General features: G+C 58.5%; 22 protein-coding genes. 16 read left to right on the forward strand and 6 right to left on the reverse strand.

All coding sequences use genetic code 11. From position 1 onward, the window contains the following. Positions 1–65: 65 nt before the first annotated feature. From RBQ93_RS01260 to cdaA, 3 genes are all read right to left on the reverse strand, one after another. On the reverse strand, positions 66–1607 hold the full coding sequence (locus RBQ93_RS01260; RefSeq protein ID WP_320370243.1) for a B12-binding domain-containing radical SAM protein: 1542 nt from the start codon (positions 1605–1607) through the stop codon (positions 66–68). Positions 1608–1678: 71 nt separating this feature from the next. Further along, on the reverse strand, positions 1679–2728 hold the full coding sequence (locus RBQ93_RS01265; protein ID WP_320370179.1) for a C40 family peptidase: 1050 nt from the start codon (positions 2726–2728) through the stop codon (positions 1679–1681). Positions 2729–2852: 124 nt separating this feature from the next. Continuing rightward, positions 2853–4001, reverse strand: a complete 1149-nt coding sequence (gene cdaA, locus RBQ93_RS01270) for a diadenylate cyclase CdaA (protein ID WP_320370180.1) — start codon at positions 3999–4001, stop codon at positions 2853–2855. A 96-nt stretch (positions 4002–4097) separates the two neighbouring features. Between cdaA and ubiE the strand changes: the two genes are divergently transcribed. The 5 genes from ubiE (at position 4098) to RBQ93_RS01295 (ending at position 9808) form a co-directional block, all read left to right on the forward strand. Then, the gene (ubiE, locus tag RBQ93_RS01275; protein ID WP_320370181.1) at positions 4098–4808 is read left to right on the forward strand and encodes a bifunctional demethylmenaquinone methyltransferase/2-methoxy-6-polyprenyl-1,4-benzoquinol methylase UbiE; all 711 of its coding nucleotides are present in this window, start codon (positions 4098–4100) and stop codon (positions 4806–4808) included. Then, positions 4808–5596 carry an HD domain-containing protein gene (locus RBQ93_RS01280; protein ID WP_320370182.1) on the forward strand — a complete coding sequence of 263 codons (789 nt, stop codon included), beginning with the start codon at positions 4808–4810 and terminating at the stop codon, positions 5594–5596. The genes ubiE and RBQ93_RS01280 overlap by 1 nt, the downstream gene beginning before the upstream one ends. A gap of 41 nt (positions 5597–5637) precedes the next feature. Further along, on the forward strand, positions 5638–6870 hold the full coding sequence (locus RBQ93_RS01285; RefSeq protein ID WP_320370183.1) for a GGDEF domain-containing protein: 1233 nt from the start codon (positions 5638–5640) through the stop codon (positions 6868–6870). Between the two features lie 63 nt (positions 6871–6933). Beyond that, positions 6934–9405, forward strand: a complete 2472-nt coding sequence (locus RBQ93_RS01290; RefSeq protein ID WP_320370184.1) for an ATP-binding protein — start codon at positions 6934–6936, stop codon at positions 9403–9405. Continuing rightward, complete coding sequence (locus RBQ93_RS01295; RefSeq protein ID WP_320370185.1) at positions 9395–9808, forward strand: hemerythrin family protein; 414 nt, start codon at positions 9395–9397, stop codon at positions 9806–9808. The genes RBQ93_RS01290 and RBQ93_RS01295 overlap by 11 nt, the downstream gene beginning before the upstream one ends. A gap of 104 nt (positions 9809–9912) precedes the next feature. Here the strand turns inward: RBQ93_RS01295 and RBQ93_RS01300 are convergent, their stop codons facing one another. The 3 genes from RBQ93_RS01300 to RBQ93_RS01310 form a co-directional block, all read right to left on the reverse strand. Continuing rightward, positions 9913–10092: a Rho termination factor N-terminal domain-containing protein gene (locus RBQ93_RS01300; protein WP_320370186.1), complete on the reverse strand. Its 180-nt coding sequence runs from the start codon at positions 10090–10092 to the stop codon at positions 9913–9915. 128 nt (positions 10093–10220) lie between these two features. After that, the gene (locus tag RBQ93_RS01305) at positions 10221–11111 is read right to left on the reverse strand and encodes a phosphoribosylaminoimidazolesuccinocarboxamide synthase (RefSeq protein WP_320370187.1); all 891 of its coding nucleotides are present in this window, start codon (positions 11109–11111) and stop codon (positions 10221–10223) included. Positions 11112–11165: 54 nt separating this feature from the next. Next, entirely contained in the window at positions 11166–12770 is a 1605-nt protein-coding gene (locus tag RBQ93_RS01310; RefSeq protein WP_320370188.1) for a SurA N-terminal domain-containing protein, read from the reverse strand. A gap of 175 nt (positions 12771–12945) precedes the next feature. Between RBQ93_RS01310 and RBQ93_RS01315 the strand changes: the two genes are divergently transcribed. The 11 genes from RBQ93_RS01315 to RBQ93_RS01365 all read left to right on the forward strand — a co-directional run bounded on the left by RBQ93_RS01315 (position 12946) and on the right by RBQ93_RS01365 (position 21292). Further along, positions 12946–13974: a TIGR00730 family Rossman fold protein gene (locus RBQ93_RS01315; RefSeq protein ID WP_320370189.1), complete on the forward strand. Its 1029-nt coding sequence runs from the start codon at positions 12946–12948 to the stop codon at positions 13972–13974. A gap of 93 nt (positions 13975–14067) precedes the next feature. Next, positions 14068–14451 carry a hypothetical protein gene (locus RBQ93_RS01320; RefSeq protein WP_320370190.1) on the forward strand — a complete coding sequence of 128 codons (384 nt, stop codon included), beginning with the start codon at positions 14068–14070 and terminating at the stop codon, positions 14449–14451. Between the two features lie 40 nt (positions 14452–14491). Continuing rightward, positions 14492–15364, forward strand: coding sequence for a 4-hydroxy-tetrahydrodipicolinate synthase (dapA, locus tag RBQ93_RS01325; protein WP_320370191.1), 873 nt, complete (start codon positions 14492–14494; stop codon positions 15362–15364). A 149-nt stretch (positions 15365–15513) separates the two neighbouring features. Further along, positions 15514–16314 (forward strand): 4-hydroxy-tetrahydrodipicolinate reductase, encoded by an 801-nt coding sequence (dapB, locus tag RBQ93_RS01330; RefSeq protein WP_320370192.1) that lies wholly within the window; start codon positions 15514–15516, stop codon positions 16312–16314. A gap of 152 nt (positions 16315–16466) precedes the next feature. Further along, positions 16467–17699 (forward strand): LL-diaminopimelate aminotransferase, encoded by a 1233-nt coding sequence (locus RBQ93_RS01335; protein WP_320370193.1) that lies wholly within the window; start codon positions 16467–16469, stop codon positions 17697–17699. Positions 17700–17810: 111 nt separating this feature from the next. After that, the gene (locus RBQ93_RS01340; protein ID WP_320370194.1) at positions 17811–19070 is read left to right on the forward strand and encodes an ankyrin repeat domain-containing protein; all 1260 of its coding nucleotides are present in this window, start codon (positions 17811–17813) and stop codon (positions 19068–19070) included. Positions 19071–19232: 162 nt separating this feature from the next. Continuing rightward, positions 19233–19502, forward strand: coding sequence for a prevent-host-death protein (locus RBQ93_RS01345; protein WP_320370195.1), 270 nt, complete (start codon positions 19233–19235; stop codon positions 19500–19502). A gap of 3 nt (positions 19503–19505) precedes the next feature. Beyond that, a complete protein-coding gene (locus RBQ93_RS01350; RefSeq protein ID WP_320370196.1) occupies positions 19506–19781 on the forward strand; it encodes a plasmid stabilization protein in 276 nt (91 codons plus the stop codon). A 6-nt stretch (positions 19782–19787) separates the two neighbouring features. Then, positions 19788–20255, forward strand: a complete 468-nt coding sequence (locus tag RBQ93_RS01355; RefSeq protein WP_320370197.1) for a YaiI/YqxD family protein — start codon at positions 19788–19790, stop codon at positions 20253–20255. A gap of 12 nt (positions 20256–20267) precedes the next feature. Next, on the forward strand, positions 20268–20801 hold the full coding sequence (locus tag RBQ93_RS01360; RefSeq protein WP_320370198.1) for a YaeQ family protein: 534 nt from the start codon (positions 20268–20270) through the stop codon (positions 20799–20801). An 8-nt stretch (positions 20802–20809) separates the two neighbouring features. After that, the gene (locus RBQ93_RS01365) at positions 20810–21292 is read left to right on the forward strand and encodes a transcription elongation factor GreAB (RefSeq protein ID WP_320370199.1); all 483 of its coding nucleotides are present in this window, start codon (positions 20810–20812) and stop codon (positions 21290–21292) included. The last annotated feature ends 84 nt before the right edge of the window (positions 21293–21376 follow it).

The following is a 21376-nucleotide window of genomic DNA, read 5'->3' on the forward strand; positions in this document are numbered from 1 at the left end:
TCCCTGGTACAGAGGTGTCCACAAAAAGGCGGCAACCATCAGGTTGTCGTCTTTTTTTATTCAATCTAGTCAGCAAGGGCCTTGAGCGATTGACGGTGGCGCGGCATCAGCTGAACAACTTTGTGGTAGCAAGAGCGGGCTTGCGTCTGGTGGCCGGTCTGGTCGTACAGCTCCGCCAGCAGCAGCCAGCCCCAGGGGTGCTCGGGTTCATGAGCGGTAATCTCTCGATATTCCTGTTCGGCGTGCTGCCAGTCGCCCCGTTGCAGATGATAATCGCCCGCCTGCAGACAGGTTACGGCACAGTAGCCCATTCGTTCTTTCTGTTGCTTGATGGTGCGCATCGTTGTCGTTGGAGCCAGGCCACTTCCAACACGAAGCAGTCGCGCTGCCCACTGGTTACCGTCCGGCAGCGCCAGCAGGGCGTCACTCTGCCGACGTTCAAACAGATCGGGCCCAACCTGCTGGTGACGTAAAGCGTCGCTATAGAGTGACGTGCCTGGGTAATAGGCCAGCGGGGCCACCTGCAGGTCGTGGGGTTTGATCCGCTGTAAAAGCTGTCGGGTCGCCTGCCGGTCCTGGTCCGTCTCACCAGGTACGCCGGCGATCAGGTAGACCGATAACTGTAGTCCCACACGATGCACCGCGTCGCAAGCCGCCACCACCTGCTGCGGAGTGATCCGCTTGCCAAGTTGCTGCAGGATGCGGGGCGAGCCTGACTCGACCCCCAGTTGAACACACTCGCAGCCCGCCCGCTTCATCCAGCTTAATACCTCTTCATCCACCGCCTCAACCCTGGTCTGACAGTTCCAGAACATGCCTGCCTTCCGTTCAAGCAGCAGTTGGCAGAGCTCAATGGTGCGCCGGCGGTCGGCCGTGAAGGTGTCGTCGCGCAGCGAGAGGTACAGCATGCCAAACCGGTCTTTCAGGAACAGAAACTCATCCACCACTGAGGCCGGTGAGCGGGTGCGGACAGCCCGTCCCCAGAAGCTTGGTGAGGCGCAGAAGTGGCAGGCTGAAGGGCAGCCCCGTGAGGTGCTGATGAATTGCGGCTGCAGGTCGAGATCCACCCCGATCGCCTCATGCAGATAGCGACTGGGGTAGGGCAGGCTGTCCAGGTCCCTGATGCGGCTACGGGGCGCTGTCCTGATAACCGTCTGTCCATGCCGTAGTACCAGGCCGGGTATCTCGCTGAGTGGGCGTCCGGAGTCCCGGGCCTCAATCAGTTCCAGCAGGGTTGTTTCACCTTCCCCGGCCACAATCAGATCCAGTTCAGGATGTGACGCCAACAGTAATTCGGCCTGATGGGTGGCATGACCGCCGCCTGCAATCACCAGCGATTGCGGATGGCGTTGCTTCGCCAGCCGGGCCAGCTGCAGCGTGGTGTGACGATTATGGGTCCACTGGGAGAAGCCGAACAGATCCGGGGATAGTCGTTTGAATAGCTCGGTTATCTGCGCCTCGTCCATGCCTGATAGATTGGCCAGATGGGCATCTATGCCCTTGTCGCGCAGCACGGCATGCAGTGAGCAAAGACCGATCGGCAGCAGATCGGTGAAGGTGGTTGATTCATCCGCTAAGGTGGTTCCGGAGCTATAGGCGAGCAGGATTCACATGGTGGTGGGCAAAAAAAATCCGGGCTCGTACAGGAGCCCGGACGGGTTAGGGGCGAAACATGCGGTTAGTTAAGGCGCGCTGCCGGCAGGCCCACGCCCAGGTGGTCGTTGGTCAGGGAATCGGCATCCAGCTCTTCGTCAGCTTCCAGGATCAGGCTGTCGAGGTCCAGGCTTGCCGGTGACACTTTGTCAAAACGACGGGCACCCAGGTAACGCGACAGGTAATAGGGCGTATCCATGGAAGAGATCACGACACGGCGGTGGCTGGAGGAGGCGTGGATCATCTTGCGATTGCCCAGGTAGATGCCAACATGGGAGGCGTAACGGGCGTACGTCCTGAAAAAGACCAAGTCGCCGCGCCGCAGATCGCCCTGACCCACCTCGTCACCAACCCGGAACTGTTCGCGGGCGGTGCGCGGCAGGTTAATGTCCTGTAGACGGAATACCTGTTGGGTGAAGCTGGAGCAGTCCAGGGCCGTCGGGCTGTTGCCGCCGAAGCGGTAGCGGGCGCCCAGAAAGCTGAAGGCTGATTTTTGCAGATCGGCGAAGGCCTGTGAGCTTTCCAGGTTTTTGGCCAGATCCACCGGCTGATCGGTGTCGATATCCGTCAGTTCTGCTAGGGTGTCTGATAGTTCTTGGTCGTTGAGCAGATCTTTGTTAATCAGGCGTAGACGCTGTGCAGAGGCAGTTTTGGTGGGCAGTTCGCACTGATTGCTGTCGTCGGTGACACCCAGGGCCAGAATCTGTCCCGGCTTGATCCGGTTGCCCTTCAGGCGGTTAGTCTTGCGTAGTACGGCTACTTTAACACCGGTCTTGCGAGCAATGGAAAACAGGGTGTCGCCCTTGGCCACCTTGTAGGTGCTGCAGTTTTCGATGGGCTTGGAGACGGTAGCGGCCTGAGTGGGTATAATCAGGCTGTCGCCCTTACGCAGTTTGCTGCTGCTCAGGGAGTTGACTGATTTCAGTTCATTGACCGAGACGTGATATTTGCGAGCAATGCTCTGCAACGTTTCGCCGGAGCGGGTGACAACGTGGGTCTTCGAGGCGAACGCAGCGAGCGGAAGAGTCAGGTTTAGCAGGCATACAGCGACTATCAGGCGTACAGTATGCTTCATTGTTCCTCCTTTCCGTCTTGCGTTTTTTTAAAACAACAGTTTGTCTAATACAACAATATGCGGTTATGGGTCAAGCAAAAAACAGGCTTTCTGTAAGCACTAAATGTGCCAATATTAATAAATTTTATTTTTTCTTGGGGGCGGAGCGGATAGTCACCCTGACGCTGGAGGGTTCGACGCCTACTACGGCCACGCCGGATGGCGCACGGACCTGGGCAACGGTGAGCCGTAGCGTATTGTTCCCAACTGCAACGTCGGAAAGGTCCAGGTCGGCGGTCAGGTCCAGTTGTCGGGGGGAGGGCGCCAGCCCTGAGCTGGAACGGACGCGGACGGTTACTTCTTCGGGGTGGGAACGGACCAGCGCCATGCCGTCCGGCAGGCCATGGAAGGTGAGCGTGGCGGGTACGATGGCCACTTCTCCCGGCCGTGCGGCAAGTACCAGCCAGATGGCGGTGACCCCCAGCAGGGTGACAGTTTTTGGCACCAGGTCGCCGAACAGGCGCCTGCCAAGCGGAATCCGCTGGCGCGCGGACTGGGGAGTCAAAAGCTGCTCAAGGCGTTTTTTTAGGACTTCGGGGCTGCGTATCGGTTGCAACTGATCGCCGATGGCCAGCGAAACCTGGCCCCGCTCTTCAGACACTACCAGCACGAGGGCATCGCTCCGTTCAGTCACCCCCAGGGCCGCACGATGGCGCGTGCCGTACTGCTGAGGCAGGTTGGAGGAGTCAGACAGCGGCAGTAGGCAGGCGGCCTGCACGATCCGTTCGTCACGGATCAGCACGGCGCCGTCGTGGAGCGGGCTGCCGTTGTGGAACAGGTTGCGCAGCAGCGGCACTGAGATTTGTGCATCAAGGGTTGTGCCGTGCAGCAGATGCTCGTCCAGTCGGTCCTGACGTTCGAAGACCAGCAGAGCGCCGGTCCGTGCTGCGGCGAGTTCAAAGACCGCTTCGCTGATCAGGGCGGGGCTGCTGCTGGGGGGCTGGGTGCTGTTACCGAGCAGCTCCCGTAACAGGCTGAAGCGGTACAGTGCCTGGCGGATCTCGTTTTGGAATACCACCACCACAAGCACAATCATCACCGTTTCCAGCTGCTGCAGTACCCAGCTGGTCATCTGGAGGCCGGTCTGGCGCGTCACAAAAAAGAAGGCGATCACTACACCGAGGCCGGCCAGTACCTGAATGGCACGGCTACGTCGGAACCAGCTGTAGAGCTGGTAGACCAGGACGCTCATGATCAGGATGTCGAGTATGTCTTTGAGGCCGATTGAGGGCATGGCAGCTGGAATTCTGTTGGCGTGACGCAGGATCTGTGCTAGGAAAACAAGGCTGATTATATAGCAGTAATTCATGTTCAAGGATAGTGAAAAACCATGTTCAGACTTTCCGAAAAGGGCGAGCAGATTCAGCAGATGTTCGGCGCCATTGCGCCGCGGTACGATTTTCTCAACCACCTGCTGAGTCTCGGCATAGATAAGCGCTGGCGTAAGGCCGCTGTCCGGCTGATCAAAGCAACGGAAAACGGGCGGGTGCTGGATGTGGCCACCGGCACCGGCGACCTGGCGCTGGAGATTGCCAAGGCAACCCCTGCCTCGGTCAGGATCACCGGCGCCGATTTCAGCCCCGAGATGGTGCGGCTGGGCGAAGAGAAGGTGGCTGCCTCCCCCTTCAACAAGCGGATTGACCTGCGGGTGGCCCCCTGCGAAGACCTGCCGTTTCCCTCCGACACCTTCGATTCGGTAACCATCGCCTTTGGTATTCGTAATGTCGTTGACCGTCGTTTGGGGCTGGCCGAGATGTGGCGGGTGCTGAAGCCGGCTGGCCGGATGGTGATCCTTGAGTTTTCCGTACCCCGCTCGGCCCTGTTCCGCGCCCTGTATCATTTTTACTTCCTGCGGGTGCTGCCGGTGATCGGTGGCCTGTTTTCCAAGTACAACGCCTATAAGTACCTGCCTGATTCAGTGCTGGAGTTTCCTTCCAGCGAAGAGTTTTGCCGCACCATGACCGAGATCGGCTTGAAAAACGTACGCTGCCAGCCGCTGACCTTCGGTATCGCCTCCATCTACACCGGAACCAAGGACTAGTGCAGCAGGCCGACCTTGAGCAGATACAGGCCTGGTTTGATGGGTATCTGAACGGTTACCTCGATCTGGACCCGGAAGGATTGAAGAATATCCGCCTCAAGCAGGAACACACCGCCAAGGTGGTGGAGGTGATGGGGCTGCTGGCCGTTGGTGAGCGGTTGACAGCATCCGAGACCTGTCTGGCCCGTGCCGTAGCGCTCTTGCACGACGTTGGCCGCTTTCCCCAGTACCGCCGTTGGCGCACCTTCCGCGACAGCGAGTCAGATAATCACGCCCGCCTGGGGTTGGAAGTGATCCGCCAACAGCAGGTGTTACAAAGGCTTGGCCCTGAAGATCAGCTGTTGATTGAAGAGGCGGTTCGCTTTCACAATCTGCTGGCTGTGCCGTCGCAGTTCAAATCGCCCACCGACCGTTACATCCGTCTGATTCGTGACGCCGATAAGCTCGACATCTGGCGGGTTTTTGAGGAGTATTTCCAGCAGCCACCGGCTGAGCGGGCCTCTGCGGTTGGCTTGGGCTTGCCGGATCAGGCTGATGAGATTACCGCCGAGTGCCTGGCCGCCCTGCAGGCCGGCGAGGTGGTACGACTGGATACGGTACGCGTTCTGAACGACTTCATTCTTTTGCAGATATCCTGGGCTTATGACCTGAACGTCCCCAGCGCCTTCCGCCTGCTGCAGCAGCGGTGCTATCTGACCAAGCTCGCGGCACTGCTGCCTCCCGCTGCCGGTCTCGACGAGGCGATCCATCGCGCTGTACAACATGTCAGGCTGATGGCCGAGCGATAGCCATTCCCTGACCGTAGATTCTGTGGTAAGGTTTGCCCTCCATGCTCCGAGCCATCTCACCACTTGGTATTCCGAGTCTCATCCTGGTAGCCGCCTGGTGGCTGCTGCCACGCGCCCCTTTGCTGACGCCAACCCGTCAGGACCTGCTGATGCTGTCCCCCTATCTGTTGACAGCGGGCGGCCTGCTGCTCAGTTTTCACTTCCGCCGTGGCCGTATCTGTCTGCTGTTGTTGCTGACTGCCCTCAGCTACTACCTGCTGACCACCTATCTGGACGGTGCCGCCGATACCCCGCAGGCCTACCTGGTAACCAGCGCCCTGGCGGTACTACTGCCGTTTAACCTGCTGCTGGTGGTCTTGATGCGGGAAAAGGGGATCTTCAGTAACGCCAGCAGGATGCGTTTTTTCTTCCTGGGGGTGCAGCTGTTTGTGCTCTGGCTGACCCTGAAGGAACAGAGTCAGACCCTTTGGCTGGAGCTGACCCGGCCGCTGGTAAGCTGGCCGCTGCACGACTATCTGGCCGTTCCCCAGGCCAGCCTGCTGCTGCTGCTGGCAGCCACCCTGCTGTCATGCATTCGTGGCATCACACGCCGGTCGCCGATTGAGGGGGGGCTGTTTGGCGTTGGAGTGGCCTTCTTTGTGCTGCTCAACTGGTCCGGGGCGCCCTATGTGCCGGCCCTGTTCAGCGGGGCAGCGCTGTTGATCATGCAGCTGGCGGTAGTGCAGGAGTCCCATAACATGGCCTTCCGTGACGATCTGACCGGTCTGCCGTCCCGTCGTGCCCTGAACGAGCAACTGCCCGGTCTGGGTAGCCGTTATGCCATCGCCATGGTTGATGTTGACCATTTTAAGCGTTTCAACGACACCTACGGTCACGATGTGGGCGACCAGGTGCTGAAGATGGTGGCCCAGCGTATGATGTACGTCACCGGAGGCGGTCGTTCGTTTCGCTATGGCGGTGAAGAGTTCACCGTGTTGTTTCCCGGCAAAACCGCCAAGGATGCCGCTCCCCACCTGGAGCGGCTGCGGCAGAACATTGCCGACTACGTGATGAGCCTGCGCGGCGATGATCGTCCCAAAAACGACCAGGCAGGAGAGGGCCGTCGCAGCAATGTCCGCTCGCAACGTGATGTATCGGTCACGGTCAGCATCGGCGTGGCGGAGTCAAGCCCCAACCTCAGCACGCCGACCGAGGTGATCAAGGCAGCCGACCAGGCACTCTACAAGGCCAAGAACAGTGGCCGCAACCAGGTCAGCTTGCATGGCCGACGCTAGCGTGACGGCTGCTGCTTGATACATGAGACGTTTACGATAGTAGCTACGACCCAAGGAGGGGCCATGCCCGTACACCACGAGTGCCGGCTAGCGGTTGAAAAACTACGCTGGAGCTGTGATCCGAAACAGTTCACCTTCAAGACCACCAAGGAACTGCCGGACTTGGTGGACGCGGTGGGGCAGGAGCGTGCACTGCGGTCGATCGAATTTGGTCTGGGGGTACAGGAAACCGGCTTCAACCTCTATATCTCCGGACAGACCGGCACCGGTCGCACCTCCACCATCCGGAACCTGCTCAGGCAGCGGGCCAAACATGAGGCAACGCCCTGCGATTGGGTCTATGTCTTTAACTTCAAGGATGCCGACGCCCCGCTGTCATTGTCCCTGCCAGCCGGCCAGGGCGCTGAACTGGCTGCCGACATGCAGGAGTTGGTGGAGGCCTTTCGCAAGGATATACCCAAGGCGTTGGAGAGCCGCGAGTACGAGACCCGGCGCAGCGAAATCCTGGAGCAGTACCAGATCAATAACAATGACCTGTTTCAGGGGCTGGAAAAGGATGCCGAGGAGAAGGGCTTTGCCCTGCAGCGGACCGTTTCCGGCCTGGTGATCGTGCCCCAGAAGGACGACCACAACTTTTCCCAGGAAGAGTACGAGGCCCTTGCCGAGGAAGAGCGGGAAAAGATCGAGGAGTTGGGCAAACAGCTGACCGAGCGCCTCAATGAGGTGCTGCGTCAGGTGCGCGAGAACGAAAAGGCCACCAAGGACGCCCTCTCCCAGGCTGACCGCGACCTGGGAATGTCTTGCTTGGGGCATCGCCTGGACCCGCTGCGGGAGAAATACGCCGGACAGTCCAAGGTGCTGGAGTACCTTGATGCGGTGCAGGAGGATATCCTCAAGAATCTTGAGGATTTCAAACCTCAGCCAGTACAGCCCCAGATCCCCGGCCTGCGCATCCCTCGCCAGGAGCCCAGCTTCGAGCGGTACCAGGTCAATCTGCTGGTGGACAATAAAGAGACCGCCGGCGCACCAATCGTCTTTGAGCCCAACCCCACCTACAACAACCTGTTTGGCCGGATCGAGCATGTCATGCAGTATGGTGGTGTGGCTGCCACTGATTTCACTATGATCAAGGCCGGCGCCCTGCACCGGGCCAATGGCGGCTACCTAGTGATCGACGCCCGCGAGGTGCTGATCAATCCCTTTGTCTGGGACGCGCTGAAACGCTGCATCCGCACCGCCGAGATCCGGATCGAGGATGTGCTGGAGCAGTACCGTTTCATGACCATGGTCACCCAAAAGCCCGAGCCGGTGCCGCTCTCGGCCAAGATCGTCCTGGTGGGCACTCCCTGGATCTACTACCTGCTCTACTACCAGGACCCGGATTATCGCAAGTTCTTTAAGGTCAAGGCTGAGTTCGACAGTCGGGTGGCCCGCACGCCGGAGGTAATGCACGAGTACGCCCTGTTTGTGGCCACCCTCTGCCGTGACAAAAAACTGCTGCACTTCGACCGCAGCGCCGTGGCCTGTCTGCTGGAATACACCGCCCGCATGGTGGACGATCAGGAGAAGCTCTCCTCCCGCTTCATGGAGATCGCCGATTTCGTGCAGGAAGCCAGCTTCTGGGCCAAGCGGGATGGCCACAAGGTGGTTAAATGCGCTGATGTGCGGCGAGCCGCCGAGGAACAGCTCTACCGGGTCAACCGGATTGAGGAACGGATGCAGGAGCTGTTCGACGACGGCACGATCATGGTGGACACCGACGGCGCCGTGGTGGGCCAGATCAATGGTCTGTCGGTGATTTCGCTGGGGGATCACACCTTTGGCCGCCCGTCACGGATCACGGCCCGTACCTACCTGGGGCAGGCCGGCATGGTCAATATCGAGCGCGAGGTCAAGCTGTCTGGCCCGATCCACGACAAAGGGGTCATGATTCTGACCGGCTGGCTGGGGGGGCTCTTCGCCCAGCAGCACCCGCTGTCACTCTCTGCGTCGATCTGTTTCGAGCAGAATTACGAGGGGGTCGAGGGGGACAGCGCCTCCTCCACCGAGCTGTATGCCCTGCTGTCGGCCCTGTCCGGGGTGCCGATCCGCCAGGGGATCGCCGTCACCGGCAGCGTCAACCAGCGTGGTAGGATCCAGCCGATCGGTGGGGTGAATCATAAGATTGAGGGCTTCTACGCCGTCTGCAAGGCCAAAGGGCTGACCGGCACCCAGGGGGTGATGATCCCCAAGGCCAACGAGCGCCACCTGATGCTGAAGGAAGAGGTGCTGGAGGCGGTAAAAAAAGGTCAGTTCCATGTCTGGAGCATCGAAACCATTGAGCAGGGGATCGAGTTGCTGACCGGCATGCCGGCTGGTGAGCCGGACAAGAACGGGCGCTTCCCCAAGGGAACGGTCTACCACCAGGTGGCCCAGGCGCTGCGTAAGATGTTCAGTCGCATGCACCGTGATGAGGAAAAGCAGGACGCCAAGCACAAAAAAGGCGCTGCCAAGCAAAAGGGCGGCAAGCCGGGGAGAAAACAGGATGAGTATTAGTTGGCGCGAAGAGTTGGCTATCGGCAATCAGCGGATTGATGAACAGCATCGCGAGCTTTTGCAACGTTTCGACACCCTGCTGGCCGCCTGCCGGCGCGGCGAGGGGCGGGCCGAGCTGGCGCGGCTGCTCGATTTTTTGGATGAGTATGTGGTCAAACATTTCGGCGATGAAGAACAGTTGCAGCAGACCAGTGGCTTTCCCGATTTTCAGAGCCATCAGCTGCTGCACCTCGGTTTTGTCAAGCGGCTGGCCGATCTGAAAGCTTCGATCCGGGCTGAGGGAGAGGTGCAACTGGACCATGTGCTCACCACCAACAAGCTCTTGCTGGATTGGCTGGTGCAGCATATCTCCACCCGTGACCGCGAGGTGGGGCGGTTCTTAAACGAAAAGGGGATACACTGACCAACGTGGTGTCAGTGTTGTCTGCTACATGGTAATGGCCCGCTGACAGAGTCGGCGGGCCATTTGTTTGTAGAACCTCTGAACACGAGGTGCCGGTAGAGTAATCATTCACAGTCATCGCGCCAGCAACAATCGAGCTGGCCACATTGCTCCACCTGACCGGTATCGTAGCAGGGCAGGTTGCCCTCGGCCTGCTGGATGGCCCTGATCAGGTCCGCCTTGCGCTGCTTGCCTGGTTTAATGCCATGCTGCTCCGCTATTTTTTTGACCTCGTCGAGTTTCATGGGAGACTCCTTTGTGCGCTAAAATGCTAGAAATTAACTATAGCGCATGATCGGTTGCAGTCAAATGGCAGCCACGAAAAAATCCCGCCGATATGCCGGCGGGATTTTTAGTGCTGGAACACAGACTGCTAGAGGCTGATACCGGCCAGGCGGAACAGCGCCTCCTTATACTTCTCGCCGGTCTTGCGCACGATCTCCTCCGGCAGGGGCGGCGCCGGAGCGGTCTTGCCCCAATCCAGGGTCTCCAGGTAATCCCGCAGGAACTGCTTGTCGAAGCTGGGCTGGGGACCGCCGGGCTGGTACTGGTCGGCAGGCCAGAAACGGCTTGAATCAGGGGTCAGGCACTCGTCGATGATGATCAGCTTGCCCTCAAACACGCCGAACTCGAACTTGGTGTCGGCGATGATGATCCCCTTCTGGGCAGCGATGTCGCGGGCCCGGCAGTAGATCTTGATGGTGGCCTCGCGAGCCTGCTCAGCCAGCTCCTTGCCGCAGATCGTGGCCATCTCGTCAAAGGAGATGTTTTCGTCGTGGGTCCCCAGTTCGGCCTTGGTGGAAGGGGTGAAGATCGGCTCTGCCAGGCGGTCCGATTCCTTCAGCCCTTCCGGCAACTTGATGCCGCAGATGGAACCGGTAGCCTTGTAATCTTTCCAGCCCGAGCCGGAGACATAGCCGCGCACGATGCACTCGGCGGCCAAGGGTTGAGCCTTCTTGACCCACATCGAGCGACCGGCCAGCACGTCGGCGTAGGGTTGGCACTCAGCTGGGTAGTCGGCCACATCGGTGGAGATGATATGGTTGGGGATGATGTCTTCCATCTGTGCGAACCAGAACTTGGAGATCTGGGTCAGCACCGCACCCTTGTCAGGGATCGGCTCGTTCATGATCACGTCAAAGGCAGAGATCCGGTCGGAGGTGACCATCAACAGGGTCTCTCCCAGATCATAGATGTCACGTACCTTGCCGCGGCTGATCAGTTTCAGGCCAGGGAAATCGGTCTGCTTTACGGGTTGTGTCATGGCGCTTCTCCTTAACAAGACAATAAACGTGGTCTGAAAATCTAAGTAGGTGAATTACTGCTCCAGCAGGGCCTGGTTTATGACGATCTTGGCCTTGTCGCGACGCTCTTTTAGCCAGCTCTTGAGTGCCTCTTCCTGGCGCTGGGGCAGCATGCGCTGTTTGAGGGCCTCCTTCTGGGCGGCGAAATCAGCTTCAGGCGCAGCAATACGCTGCTTAAGCCGCACCGCGTACCAGCGGTTGCCGATCAGCATCGGCTCGCTCAAGGCCGGAGCGGCTGTGGTCAGTTTAAAGGCATCTTCCATCAGTGTTTGTGAGGTGCCGATACCGGGCAGATCGCCCTTGGCGTTGTAACCGAAGGCCGTTGTGGATTGTAGCTTCAGGCCGGAAAGGTTGCTGGTGGCCAGTTGCTTCTGGGCATCCACCGCCTTTTGCTTGGCTAGCTCAGCCGCCTTGGCGGCACGCACCTGCTGCTCCACCGTGCCGCGCACCTGGGACAGCGGCAGCAGCGCAGCCGGTTGTTTTTCCTTTACCTTGAAGATGTAGATCCCTTTGGCGGTTTCCAGCGGTCCGCCCAGTTCGCCGGCCTTCAGTTCAAAGGCCTTCTGCAGCAGCGCCTGTTCTCCGGCCAGGGCCTGGGGTGGTGCAGCGGCGGTGAACAGGCCGGTATCGCGGGTCGTGGTGCCCAGTTTGCTGGCCACCAGCTGCAGATCAGCGCTCTTGATGTTCTGGAAAAGGGTGTCGGCCGCCTTTTCAAAGGTCGCCTTGCTGGCCTTGCTGCGCTTGGCGTCGGCCAGTACGCGCTGCTTGACCTGTTCAAAGGGGATCGGGCTGTTGTCGTTGCCCAGGTAGCGATCCAGGTTCTTGCGGTAGAAGCTCTCCTGTTCTTCGGTTGTCACCTGCTGGCTGGCAACTTGAGAGGAAGGGTCCAGCAGCAGATAGCTGATGGCCACCTTTTCCGGGCTCTTGAATTTGTCTGCGTTGTTTTTGAGGTAGTCGTCCAGCTCTGCTTCGCTCGGTTTGACGCCGGCAGCCAGTTCGGCAGCACTGAACGAGACGTAGTTCAGTTCAATCCGGTCGCGTTCCTTGTGATACTGGGCCTTGGCGTCGTCGTCGCTGACCTGGGCCTTATCCATGATCGCCTTGCGTGTCTTGGCGATCAGCAGGTCGGCCTTCTGCGAATCTTCGAAGTCGCTGGGGGTGATGCGGGACATCTTGAGAGTTTGTTGATACAGGGCCAGGTCGAAGGCGCCGTTGTTCTGGAAGGCCGGCATGGCGGCGATTGCCGCAGCCACCTCATCCTTGCTGACCTTTACGCCCAGCTCCTTGGCTCCCTTGGTCAGCAGAACGCTGTCGATCAGGCGGTCCAGGGCTGCCTGGCGGATGTTGAGCTGCTTTTCCAGTTCCGGGGTCAGGCCGCCGGCGGCCTGGCCGAACAGCTGCAGATAGATGTCACGCAGCCGTTGGTACGAGTTTTGGTACTGCTCCAGCGAGATGGTGGTACGGTCCACCTTGGCGGCATAGCCGGCGCCTCCGGTGCTGAAGCCTTCCTCACCCTTGCCCCAGACCAGGAAGATCGTGCCGATGAACGATAGTACAATAACCGCGAAAACCACCTTGATGATGATCGATTCCTTCTTTTTGCGAATCAGGTCAAGCATGGATAACAGGCTCCTTTGGACGGGACTCCGGCAGTGCCGGAAAGGTATGCATACTACTACGGACACAGGCAAAATTGCAAGCTGTGAATCCGGCCGACCAGCGGTTTACAGCACCTTTGAACTGTGGTAGGGTGCGCCCCACACAACCTTGCCGCAGTCTGCGTCCGGAGGGACCATGGATCTCAGTTTTTCCCACACCAACGAAGAAGTTGACCGCCTGATCGATCGCCTGCTGGCTGCCAGCGGTGACATCTATCATCCAGAACTGGTGCGGGAGTTGTTGATTGCGGCCCTCAAGATCGGTCAGGAGACCGATTACATCCCCGATCTCAAGCTGATCAACCGCACCCTGCGCGAGATGCGCTACACCACCCGGGTCTTTGCACCTTACCGCGACCGGAAAAAAATCACCATCTTCGGCTCGGCCCGCACTAAGCCGGAGGAGCCGATTTACCAGACCTGCGTCCGTTTCGCCCGTCTGTTGGCCGATAAGGGCTGGATGGCGATTACCGGCGGCGGCGGCGGCATCATGCAGGCCGGCAACGAAGGGGCAGGCAGCGAGAACTCCTTTGCGGTCAATATCCGCTTGCCGTTCGAACAACATGCCAACCCGATCATGCAGCGCAACCCCCGTCTGGTTACCTACAAGTACTTCTTCAACCGCAAGGTGGCCTTTGTCAAGGAGGCCGACGCAGTGGCGGTTTTCCCTGGCGGTTTCGGCACCCTGGACGAGGCGATGGAGGTCTTTACCCTGGTGCAGACCGGCAAGACCTCGCCCAAGCCGCTGGTGTTGGTGGACGATGCCGACGGTTTCTGGGAGCAGTTCTTCGAGTTTGTTAAGGAACAGCTCTTGATCAAGGGGTTGATCTCCGGCGAGGATTTCTCGATCTTCACCATCACCAAGGACGAACACGAGGCGGCCCAGGTGATCGAGAACTTCTACCGTGTCTACCATTCGGTCCGCTTCCATGATGAGCTGGTCATCATCCGTCTCAACAACCCCTTGACCGATGAGCAGATCCGTACCCTGGAACAGGAGTTTCCCGAACTGATCCTCGAAGGTGGACGGATTGAGTGTTGCGGGCCACTGGAGTGCGAGGATGACCAGCCCGACCTGGCCCAGCTGCCACGGTTGCGTTTCCCGTTCAATCACTTTCATTACGGCCTGCTGATCGCCTTTATCCACCGTATAAACACGTTTTGACATTTTCCGGGTGGCATGGTAAATAATTCCAATTTTACTATACGTTACGGTTTTCAACGGATTAGATCGTTATTTTGTGGTGCGGCTGGTCAGATGAAGCCTGTGCTTGGCTTTGCAATGCTGCTGGTGCTGGTCACTGTGACTCCGGCCCTGGCGGTCACCGAACGGCTTTTCCCGGTGCTGCCCGGCGCGGTGATCGAGCTGTGCCGACCGGGTGAGGACGACACCCCCTGCATCGAATCGCCCAACCTGCGGATGCGCTACAGCAGTACACGCCCGCAAAAGCAGGTCCAACGGGAACTGCTGGCCGCCTCCCGGCGGCTGGGCTGGCGGATGTACCCGCTCAAGGGGGAGCCGGGTCGTTTTCAGAGCGCCAATCCCAAGCGACAATGGGATCTGCTGTGGGAGCTGCGTCCGGCCCCGGTTGACGAGCATGGGCCGGGCTTTCATATCTACTACTGGAAGATTTCAGACTAGTTCTGCGTGTGCATATTCTCGTGTCTAAGGGGAGGCAGTCATGTTCAAGGGGAGTATTGTTGCAATCGTTACACCGTTCAGCAATGGTGCGGTTGACGAAGAGAAACTGCGGGAACTGGTCGAGTTCCAGATCGAGGACGGCACCGATGCCATCGTGCCCTGCGGCACCACCGGTGAGTCGTCTACTCTGGATTACGAAGAGCACGACCGCGTGATCCAGATCGTGGTGGAGCAGGTCAAGAAGCGGGTTCCGGTGATCGCCGGCACTGGCTCCAACTCGACCCGCGAGGCGATCGAGATGACCGAGCATGCCAAGCAGCTGGGCGCCGATGGTTGCCTGCTGGTGACCCCCTACTACAACAAGCCGACCCAGGAAGGCCTGTACCTGCACTACAAGGCGGTGGCCGAGGCCGTTGCCATCCCGCAGATCCTCTACAACGTACCGGGTCGCACCGGGGTTAACCTGCTGCCCGAGACCGTGGCCCGTCTGTCCGCCATCAAGAATATCGTGGCCATCAAGGAAGCCACCGGCTCGCTGCAACAGGCCTCCGAGATACTGGCGCTGTGCGGCGACCAGATCGACGTGCTGTCCGGCGACGACTTCATCACCTTCCCGATGATGGCCTGCGGCGCCAAGGGGGTCATCTCGGTGCTGGCCAACATCATGCCCAAGGCGGTGGGTGACCTGACCGACGCCTACTTCGCCGGCGATCTGGCCACGGCCCGCCAACTGCACCTGGACACCCTGAAGATCAGCAACGCCATGTTCATCGAAAGCAACCCGGTGCCGGTCAAGACCGCCCTGGGGCTGATGGGCAAGTGTTCCGACGAGGTGCGCCTGCCGCTGGCACCTATGTCTGAGGCGAATAAGAATAAACTTGCCGCGATTATGAAAGAGTACAAGCTGATATAGCATTACATCTTAGCTAACGGCACAGCCAAAGGCTCCAGATGCCAGGCGCACGAGGAGCGGGACGCGAGGCGTACTCGGGTAGTACGTTGAGCGTTGCGCGACGAGAGCAACGAAGCAGATGGACCTTTGGCGAAGCCGTCGAGGTTGCCATGATTAAGATAGCCGTCTGCGGCGCCGCAGGCCGCATGGGACAGAGAATCATTGTCGCCGCTGTTGAGGCGGGCTGCACCGTTTCGGGAGCGTTGGAACGTCCCGGCCACCCTCTGGTTGGCCATGATGCAGGCCTTCTGGCTGGTTGCGGCCAGTTGGGTGTTGCCATCTCCGATGACTTGAATGCAGTTGTTGAGGGGTGTGATGTGCTGATTGACTTCACCACCCCCAAGGTTTCGCTCAAGAACCTGGAGGTCTGCGGCCTGAAGAAGAAGTCAATCGTGATCGGCTCCACCGGTTTCACCCCTGAAGAGCGGGCCCTGGCCGCCGAGCTGGCCAAGGATATCCCGGCCGTGCTGGCCCCCAACATGTCGGTGGGCGTCAACGTCTGTTTCAAGGTGCTCAAAGATGTCGCCAAGACCTTGGGCGATGACTTCGACGTGGAGATCGTGGAGCTGCACCACAACAAGAAGAAGGATTCCCCCAGCGGCACCGCCGTGCGGATGGGCGAGGTGGTGGCCGAGGCCCTGGGGCGTGATTACAACAAGGTGGCCAACTATCACCGCGAGGGGATCTGTGGCGAGCGCACCAAGGAAGAGATCGGCATGCAGACCGTGCGGGGCGGTGACATCATCGGCGAGCACACCGTCTACTTCATCGGACAGGGTGAGCGGATCGAGATCTCCCACCGCGCCATGACCCGCGACATGTTCTCCCGTGGTTCGGTGCGGGCTGCCAAGTGGGTGGTATCCCAAAAACCTGGACTGTACGATATGCAGGACGTTTTAGGACTAAAATAGGCGTTTAACGCCCGCTCGCTTCTCTCGCTCAAGGCGCAAAGTCGCAAAGTCGCAAAGAAATTTGAAACGTAAGCTTCCTGATTTCTTAGCGCCTTCGCGTCTTTGCGTTAAATAAGGATCATTCATATCTCATATTTTGGAGGATTTCAGTAATGGCAAAGATTAACGACAACTACCTGAAATTAAAGGCTGGCTACCTGTTCCCCGAGATCGGCCGCCGCGTGCGTGAGTTTGCCGCCGCCAACCCGGATGCCAAGGTGATCCGCTTAGGGATCGGCGACGTGACCCGTCCCCTGGCCCCGGCCGTGCTGAAGGCCTTTCACGACGCCGTGGACGATCTGGCCACCACCGACAAGTTCGCCGGCTACGGCCCGGAGCAGGGCTACGACTGGCTGATCAACGCCATCATTGAGAAGTCCTACAAGCCGCTGGGGGTAAGTCTCAAGACCGAGGAGATGTTCATCTCCGACGGTTCCAAGTGCGACTGCGCCAACATCCTGGATATCTTTGCCTTGGACAACGTGGTGGCCATCGGCGATCCGGTGTATCCTGTGTACAACGACACCAACGTGATGATTGGCCGCACCGGCGAGGCCGATGACAAGGGCTACTATAAGAACATCGTCTATATGCCCTGCAACGAGGCCAACAACTTCATCCCCTCGCTGCCCACCCAAAAAGTGGACATCATCTACCTCTGCTTCCCCAACAACCCCACCGGCACCGTGGCGACGAAAGCAGAACTGAAGAAGTGGGTCGACTACGCCAACGCCAACGACGCCGTGATCTTCTTCGACGCGGCCTACGAGGCCTTCATCACCAACCCGGAGATCCCCCACTCGATCTACGAGGTGGAAGGGGCCAAGAAGTGCGCCATCGAGTTCCGCTCCTTCTCCAAGACCGCCGGCTTCACCGGCGTGCGTTGCGGCCTGGTGGTGGTGCCGGAAGAGGTGATGGGCACAACGAGCACAGGTGAGAGGTACAGCTTCAACAAGCTCTGGCTGCGCCGCACCACCACCAAGTTCAACGGCGCCTCCTACCCGGTGCAGAAGGCTGCTGCCGCCGTGTACTCTGATGAGGGCTGGAAGCAGACCAAGGAGATCATCGACTACTACATGGAGAACGCCCGCATCATCCGTGAAGGTCTGACCGCGGCCGGCGTCACCTGCTACGGCGGGGTGGATGCTCCCTACATCTGGCTCAAGACCCCGGGCGGCATGAGCAGCTGGGATTTCTTCGACAAGCTCTTGAATGAGTGCAACGTGGTCGGTACCCCCGGCTCCGGCTTCGGCCCATCAGGGGAAGGGTTCTTCCGGCTGTCGGCCTTCGGCCATCGCGAGAATGTGATTGAGGCGGTGGAGAGGATCAAGAAGAATTTGAAGTAACAAACAACTTGTTTTGACCATGAATAAAGGCTGCCGATTGGCCGCCTTTATTGTTTTTCAGTGAAGGAATGGGTAAACTATCCAAGAATTCATTTTGGGCTGGAGCGTATCATGATAAAAATATTCTTCATGGCTCTGATTGGTTGTTCGTTGCCACTCTTTAGCGGATGTGCGACACCTTTGTATACTGCGGTAGCTAAAGGGGATGTTAAAGCTGTCAAAGAGCTTATTGATAAAGGTGCTGATGTAAATGAGAGTTTTGGTCCGGCGAGCTCCAACCCGTTAAGCGCAGCAAGCTCTGTTGGCCACCTTGATGTTGTAAAGCTTTTACTCGCCAAGGGCGCTAACTTGGAAATAACTTCTGGTAATATGGGGTGGACACCACTGAGTAATGCTGCCTATCATGGAAACATAGAGGTAGTAAATCTTCTGCTAGATAAAGGTGCCAATGTAAGCAAGGCCATTGCTGGGCTACGTCAGGGAATCGGTACTCAAAGCGCCATTGACCTGCTTGTGCAGATACAGAAAGAAAGGGCTTTCGGGCAGCCTGTGGCCGTAACAGTACCCACTGCAAATCAGCCAGCCTCGCTTATGGTAACGTCAGATATCGACGAGGTTCCCGTTGCAAAAGCACCACCAAACAAGGCTGCGTATGCCATTGTCATTGGCATTGAACAATATCGGCTAAAGTTGCCTAAAGCAGATTTTGCCGTTTCTGACGCTACGCTGGTCAGCAAGTATCTGGTAAATGTCTTGGGGTACCCGGAAGAAAATGTTGTCCTGTTGACAAACGACCAGGCGCTGCAGAGTGATCTTTCAAAATATATTGAAAAATGGTTGCCTAATAATGTTGAGCAAAGTTCTAATGTCTTTGTATACTATTCTGGTCATGGGGCACCAAATCCGGTGACTGGTGATGCATATCTGGTTCCATATGATGGCGATCCTTCATTCATTGATGAGACCGGATACTCGTTGAGCCGGCTGTACTTGGCCTTAGGTAAGCTAAGGGTGCAGAGTGTTATTGTTGCTCTTGATTCCTGTTTCTCTGGCGCAGGTGGCCGCTCTGTTATCGCAAAAGGGGCGCGGTCATTGGTTGCCAAAATGAAAATGCCCTCGGCAACTCATAATATCACTGTTCTTTCGGCCTCATCTGAAACGCAAATAAGCTCAACCTATGACGAAAAGGGACACGGGCTTTTCACCTATTTCATGCTTAAGGGCCTTAAAAATGAAGAGGTTATAAACCAGAATGGGTCGTTACGTATTAAAGATCTCTATAACTACATAAAACCTCAGGTTGAGCTGATAGCCCGCAAGAAATACAATAATGAACAGGTGCCACAACTCGCTGAAAGTTCAGAAAATTAAATAGGTTGTGCAAGAGGATTCCAAGAGGATTCCGTGGACAGCATACTTAATTCACAAGGCGGCCAATTGGCCGCCTTGTCAGTTTTTGAAAATGTAGTGGTAACTTGCCACGCGACATGGCATGATATGGATACTTTATTAAGTACCAGAAGAGGTGCCGAAATGAATACCGTCCCTGCGCAAGAGCTAAAACGCCGCGGCCTTGCCGCGCTTGACGATCTGATCGTCAATGGTGACGTGCATCTGATCCGCAACAACCGGCCCGAGTACGTGGTGCTGACCGAGGCACGTTACCAGGAGCTGGTGGCCGACGCTGAGGAGGCCTACGTGGCGCGGGTAAAGGCATCACTGGCGGAGGTTAAGGCCGGGCGAGTGCGGCGGTTTGCCTCGGCCGAGGAGCTGTTGCAGGCAATTGACGCGGCCGGAGAGTGACCCGTGTTCACTGTTGCCACTCCTGAACCGTTCCTCCGCCAGGCGCGAAAGTTTTTCAAAAAGCACCCTGACCTGCGACCCCGCTTTGCCGTTGTCTTCGAGGCGCTTAAGCTGGACCCTTTTCAACCGAGTCTTGGGCTGCATCCACTCACGGGCAAGCTGGCCGGCTGCCATGCCGTCAGATTGACCTATTCTTATCGCATTACCCTCACCGTCATGGTAACCGAACAAGAGATTATCCTGCTCGACATCGGCAGCCATGACAAAGTGTACCGTTAGGACACCATGAAGATCTGGATTGATGCCGATGCCTGCCCGCGGGTGGTGAAGGAGATACTGTTCCGGGCCTCAAGCCGGCTGCAGGTGCCGCTCTGCCTGGTGGCCAACAAGAGTCTTGCCAAACACAACGGCCCGCTGGTGGAGACGATTGTGGTGGCTGACGGTTTTGATGTGGCCGACGACTACATCGCTGAGCATGCCGCCCCCACCGACCTGGTGGTGACCGCCGATGTGCCGCTGGCGGCCCGGATCGTGGCCAAGGGGGGCATCGCCCTGGACCCGCGCGGCGAGCAGTACACTGAAGAATCCATCGGCGACCGGCTGGCCTTTCGCGATCTGATGAGTGAGTTGCGTGATAGTGGCATGCTGCAGGGGGGCGGGCCGCCACCGTTCAGCATGAGCGACCGCAACCGTTTTGCATCGGCCCTGGACAGCCTGCTGCACAAACTGCTGCGGGGCCAGCGGCCAAACTGAAAAGGACTAGCTATGGCACTGCCTGCCACCATCTATAAAGCCACCATCTCGCTGTCGGACCTTGATCGCGGCGTCTATGAAACCCTGACCGCCACCGTGGCCCAGCACCCCTCCGAGACTGAGGAACGTCTGGTGGCGCGGCTACTGGCCTATGCCCTCTTTTACGAAGAGGGCTTAAGCTTTACCAAGGGGCTCTGTGCCGGCGACGAACCTGAGCTATGGCTGAAAAACGGCGATGGCCGGGTGCGGCTGTGGGTGGAGGTGGGGCTGCCGGATAACGAACGGATCACCAAGGCCAGCCGCCATAGCGAACAGGTGCGGCTGTTGGCCTGCGGCCGGGCCATGCCCAGCTGGGAGCAGCAGCATCTGCCCAAGTTGGCGCGTTGTGCCAACCTGAGCATCATCACCATCGACCAGCCGTTTGTTGCTGCCATCGTGCAGCGCCTGGAGCGTTCCCTGACCTGGGGGCTTACCATTACCGAAGGGGTCTGCTACCTGACCATCGGCAACGAGACCCTGGAGACGGCGCTGCAGGTAGTTGGATGAGTACGGCCATGACCAAACAGCAGCTTGTTGCCACCATTATTGCCCGTCTGGAGGCCGACCTGGCCCTGTTCACCGCTGCGGCCCTGCATGCCCACCGTGCCGCCACCCACGAGGAGTGCCAGCCGGACAACAAGTACGACACCACCGCGCTGGAGGCTTCCTACATCGCCCAGGGGCAGGCCAACCGGGCCCAGGAGATCCGCCAGGGACTTGAGGCCTACCGTAGCCTGGAGCTGCAGCAGTTTGACGACGATACGCCGCTACGCCTGGGGGCCCTGGTAACGCTGGAGGATGGAGCAGGCAGCCTGCGGCGGCTGTTTATCGGCCCTCAGGCCGGCGGCATGAAGCTGGCCGACCCTGCCGGTGAGATCGTGGTGATTACTCCTGCCGCTCCGCTGGGGAAGCAACTTATCGGGCTTACTGTGGGGGATGAGCTGCAGCAGAGTGATGCCGGCAAGCGGTCGACCTACACCATCGTGGCGGTGGTCTGATAAAGATTTTGTTGGATAGCGTATAAACGACAACAGGCGGCCAATCGGCCGCCTGTTGTCGTTTCAGTAAGGTGAGAACGAGAT

Source organism: Trichlorobacter sp. (genome assembly GCF_034008105.1).
Taxonomy (GTDB): Bacteria; Desulfobacterota; Desulfuromonadia; order Geobacterales; family Pseudopelobacteraceae; genus Trichlorobacter.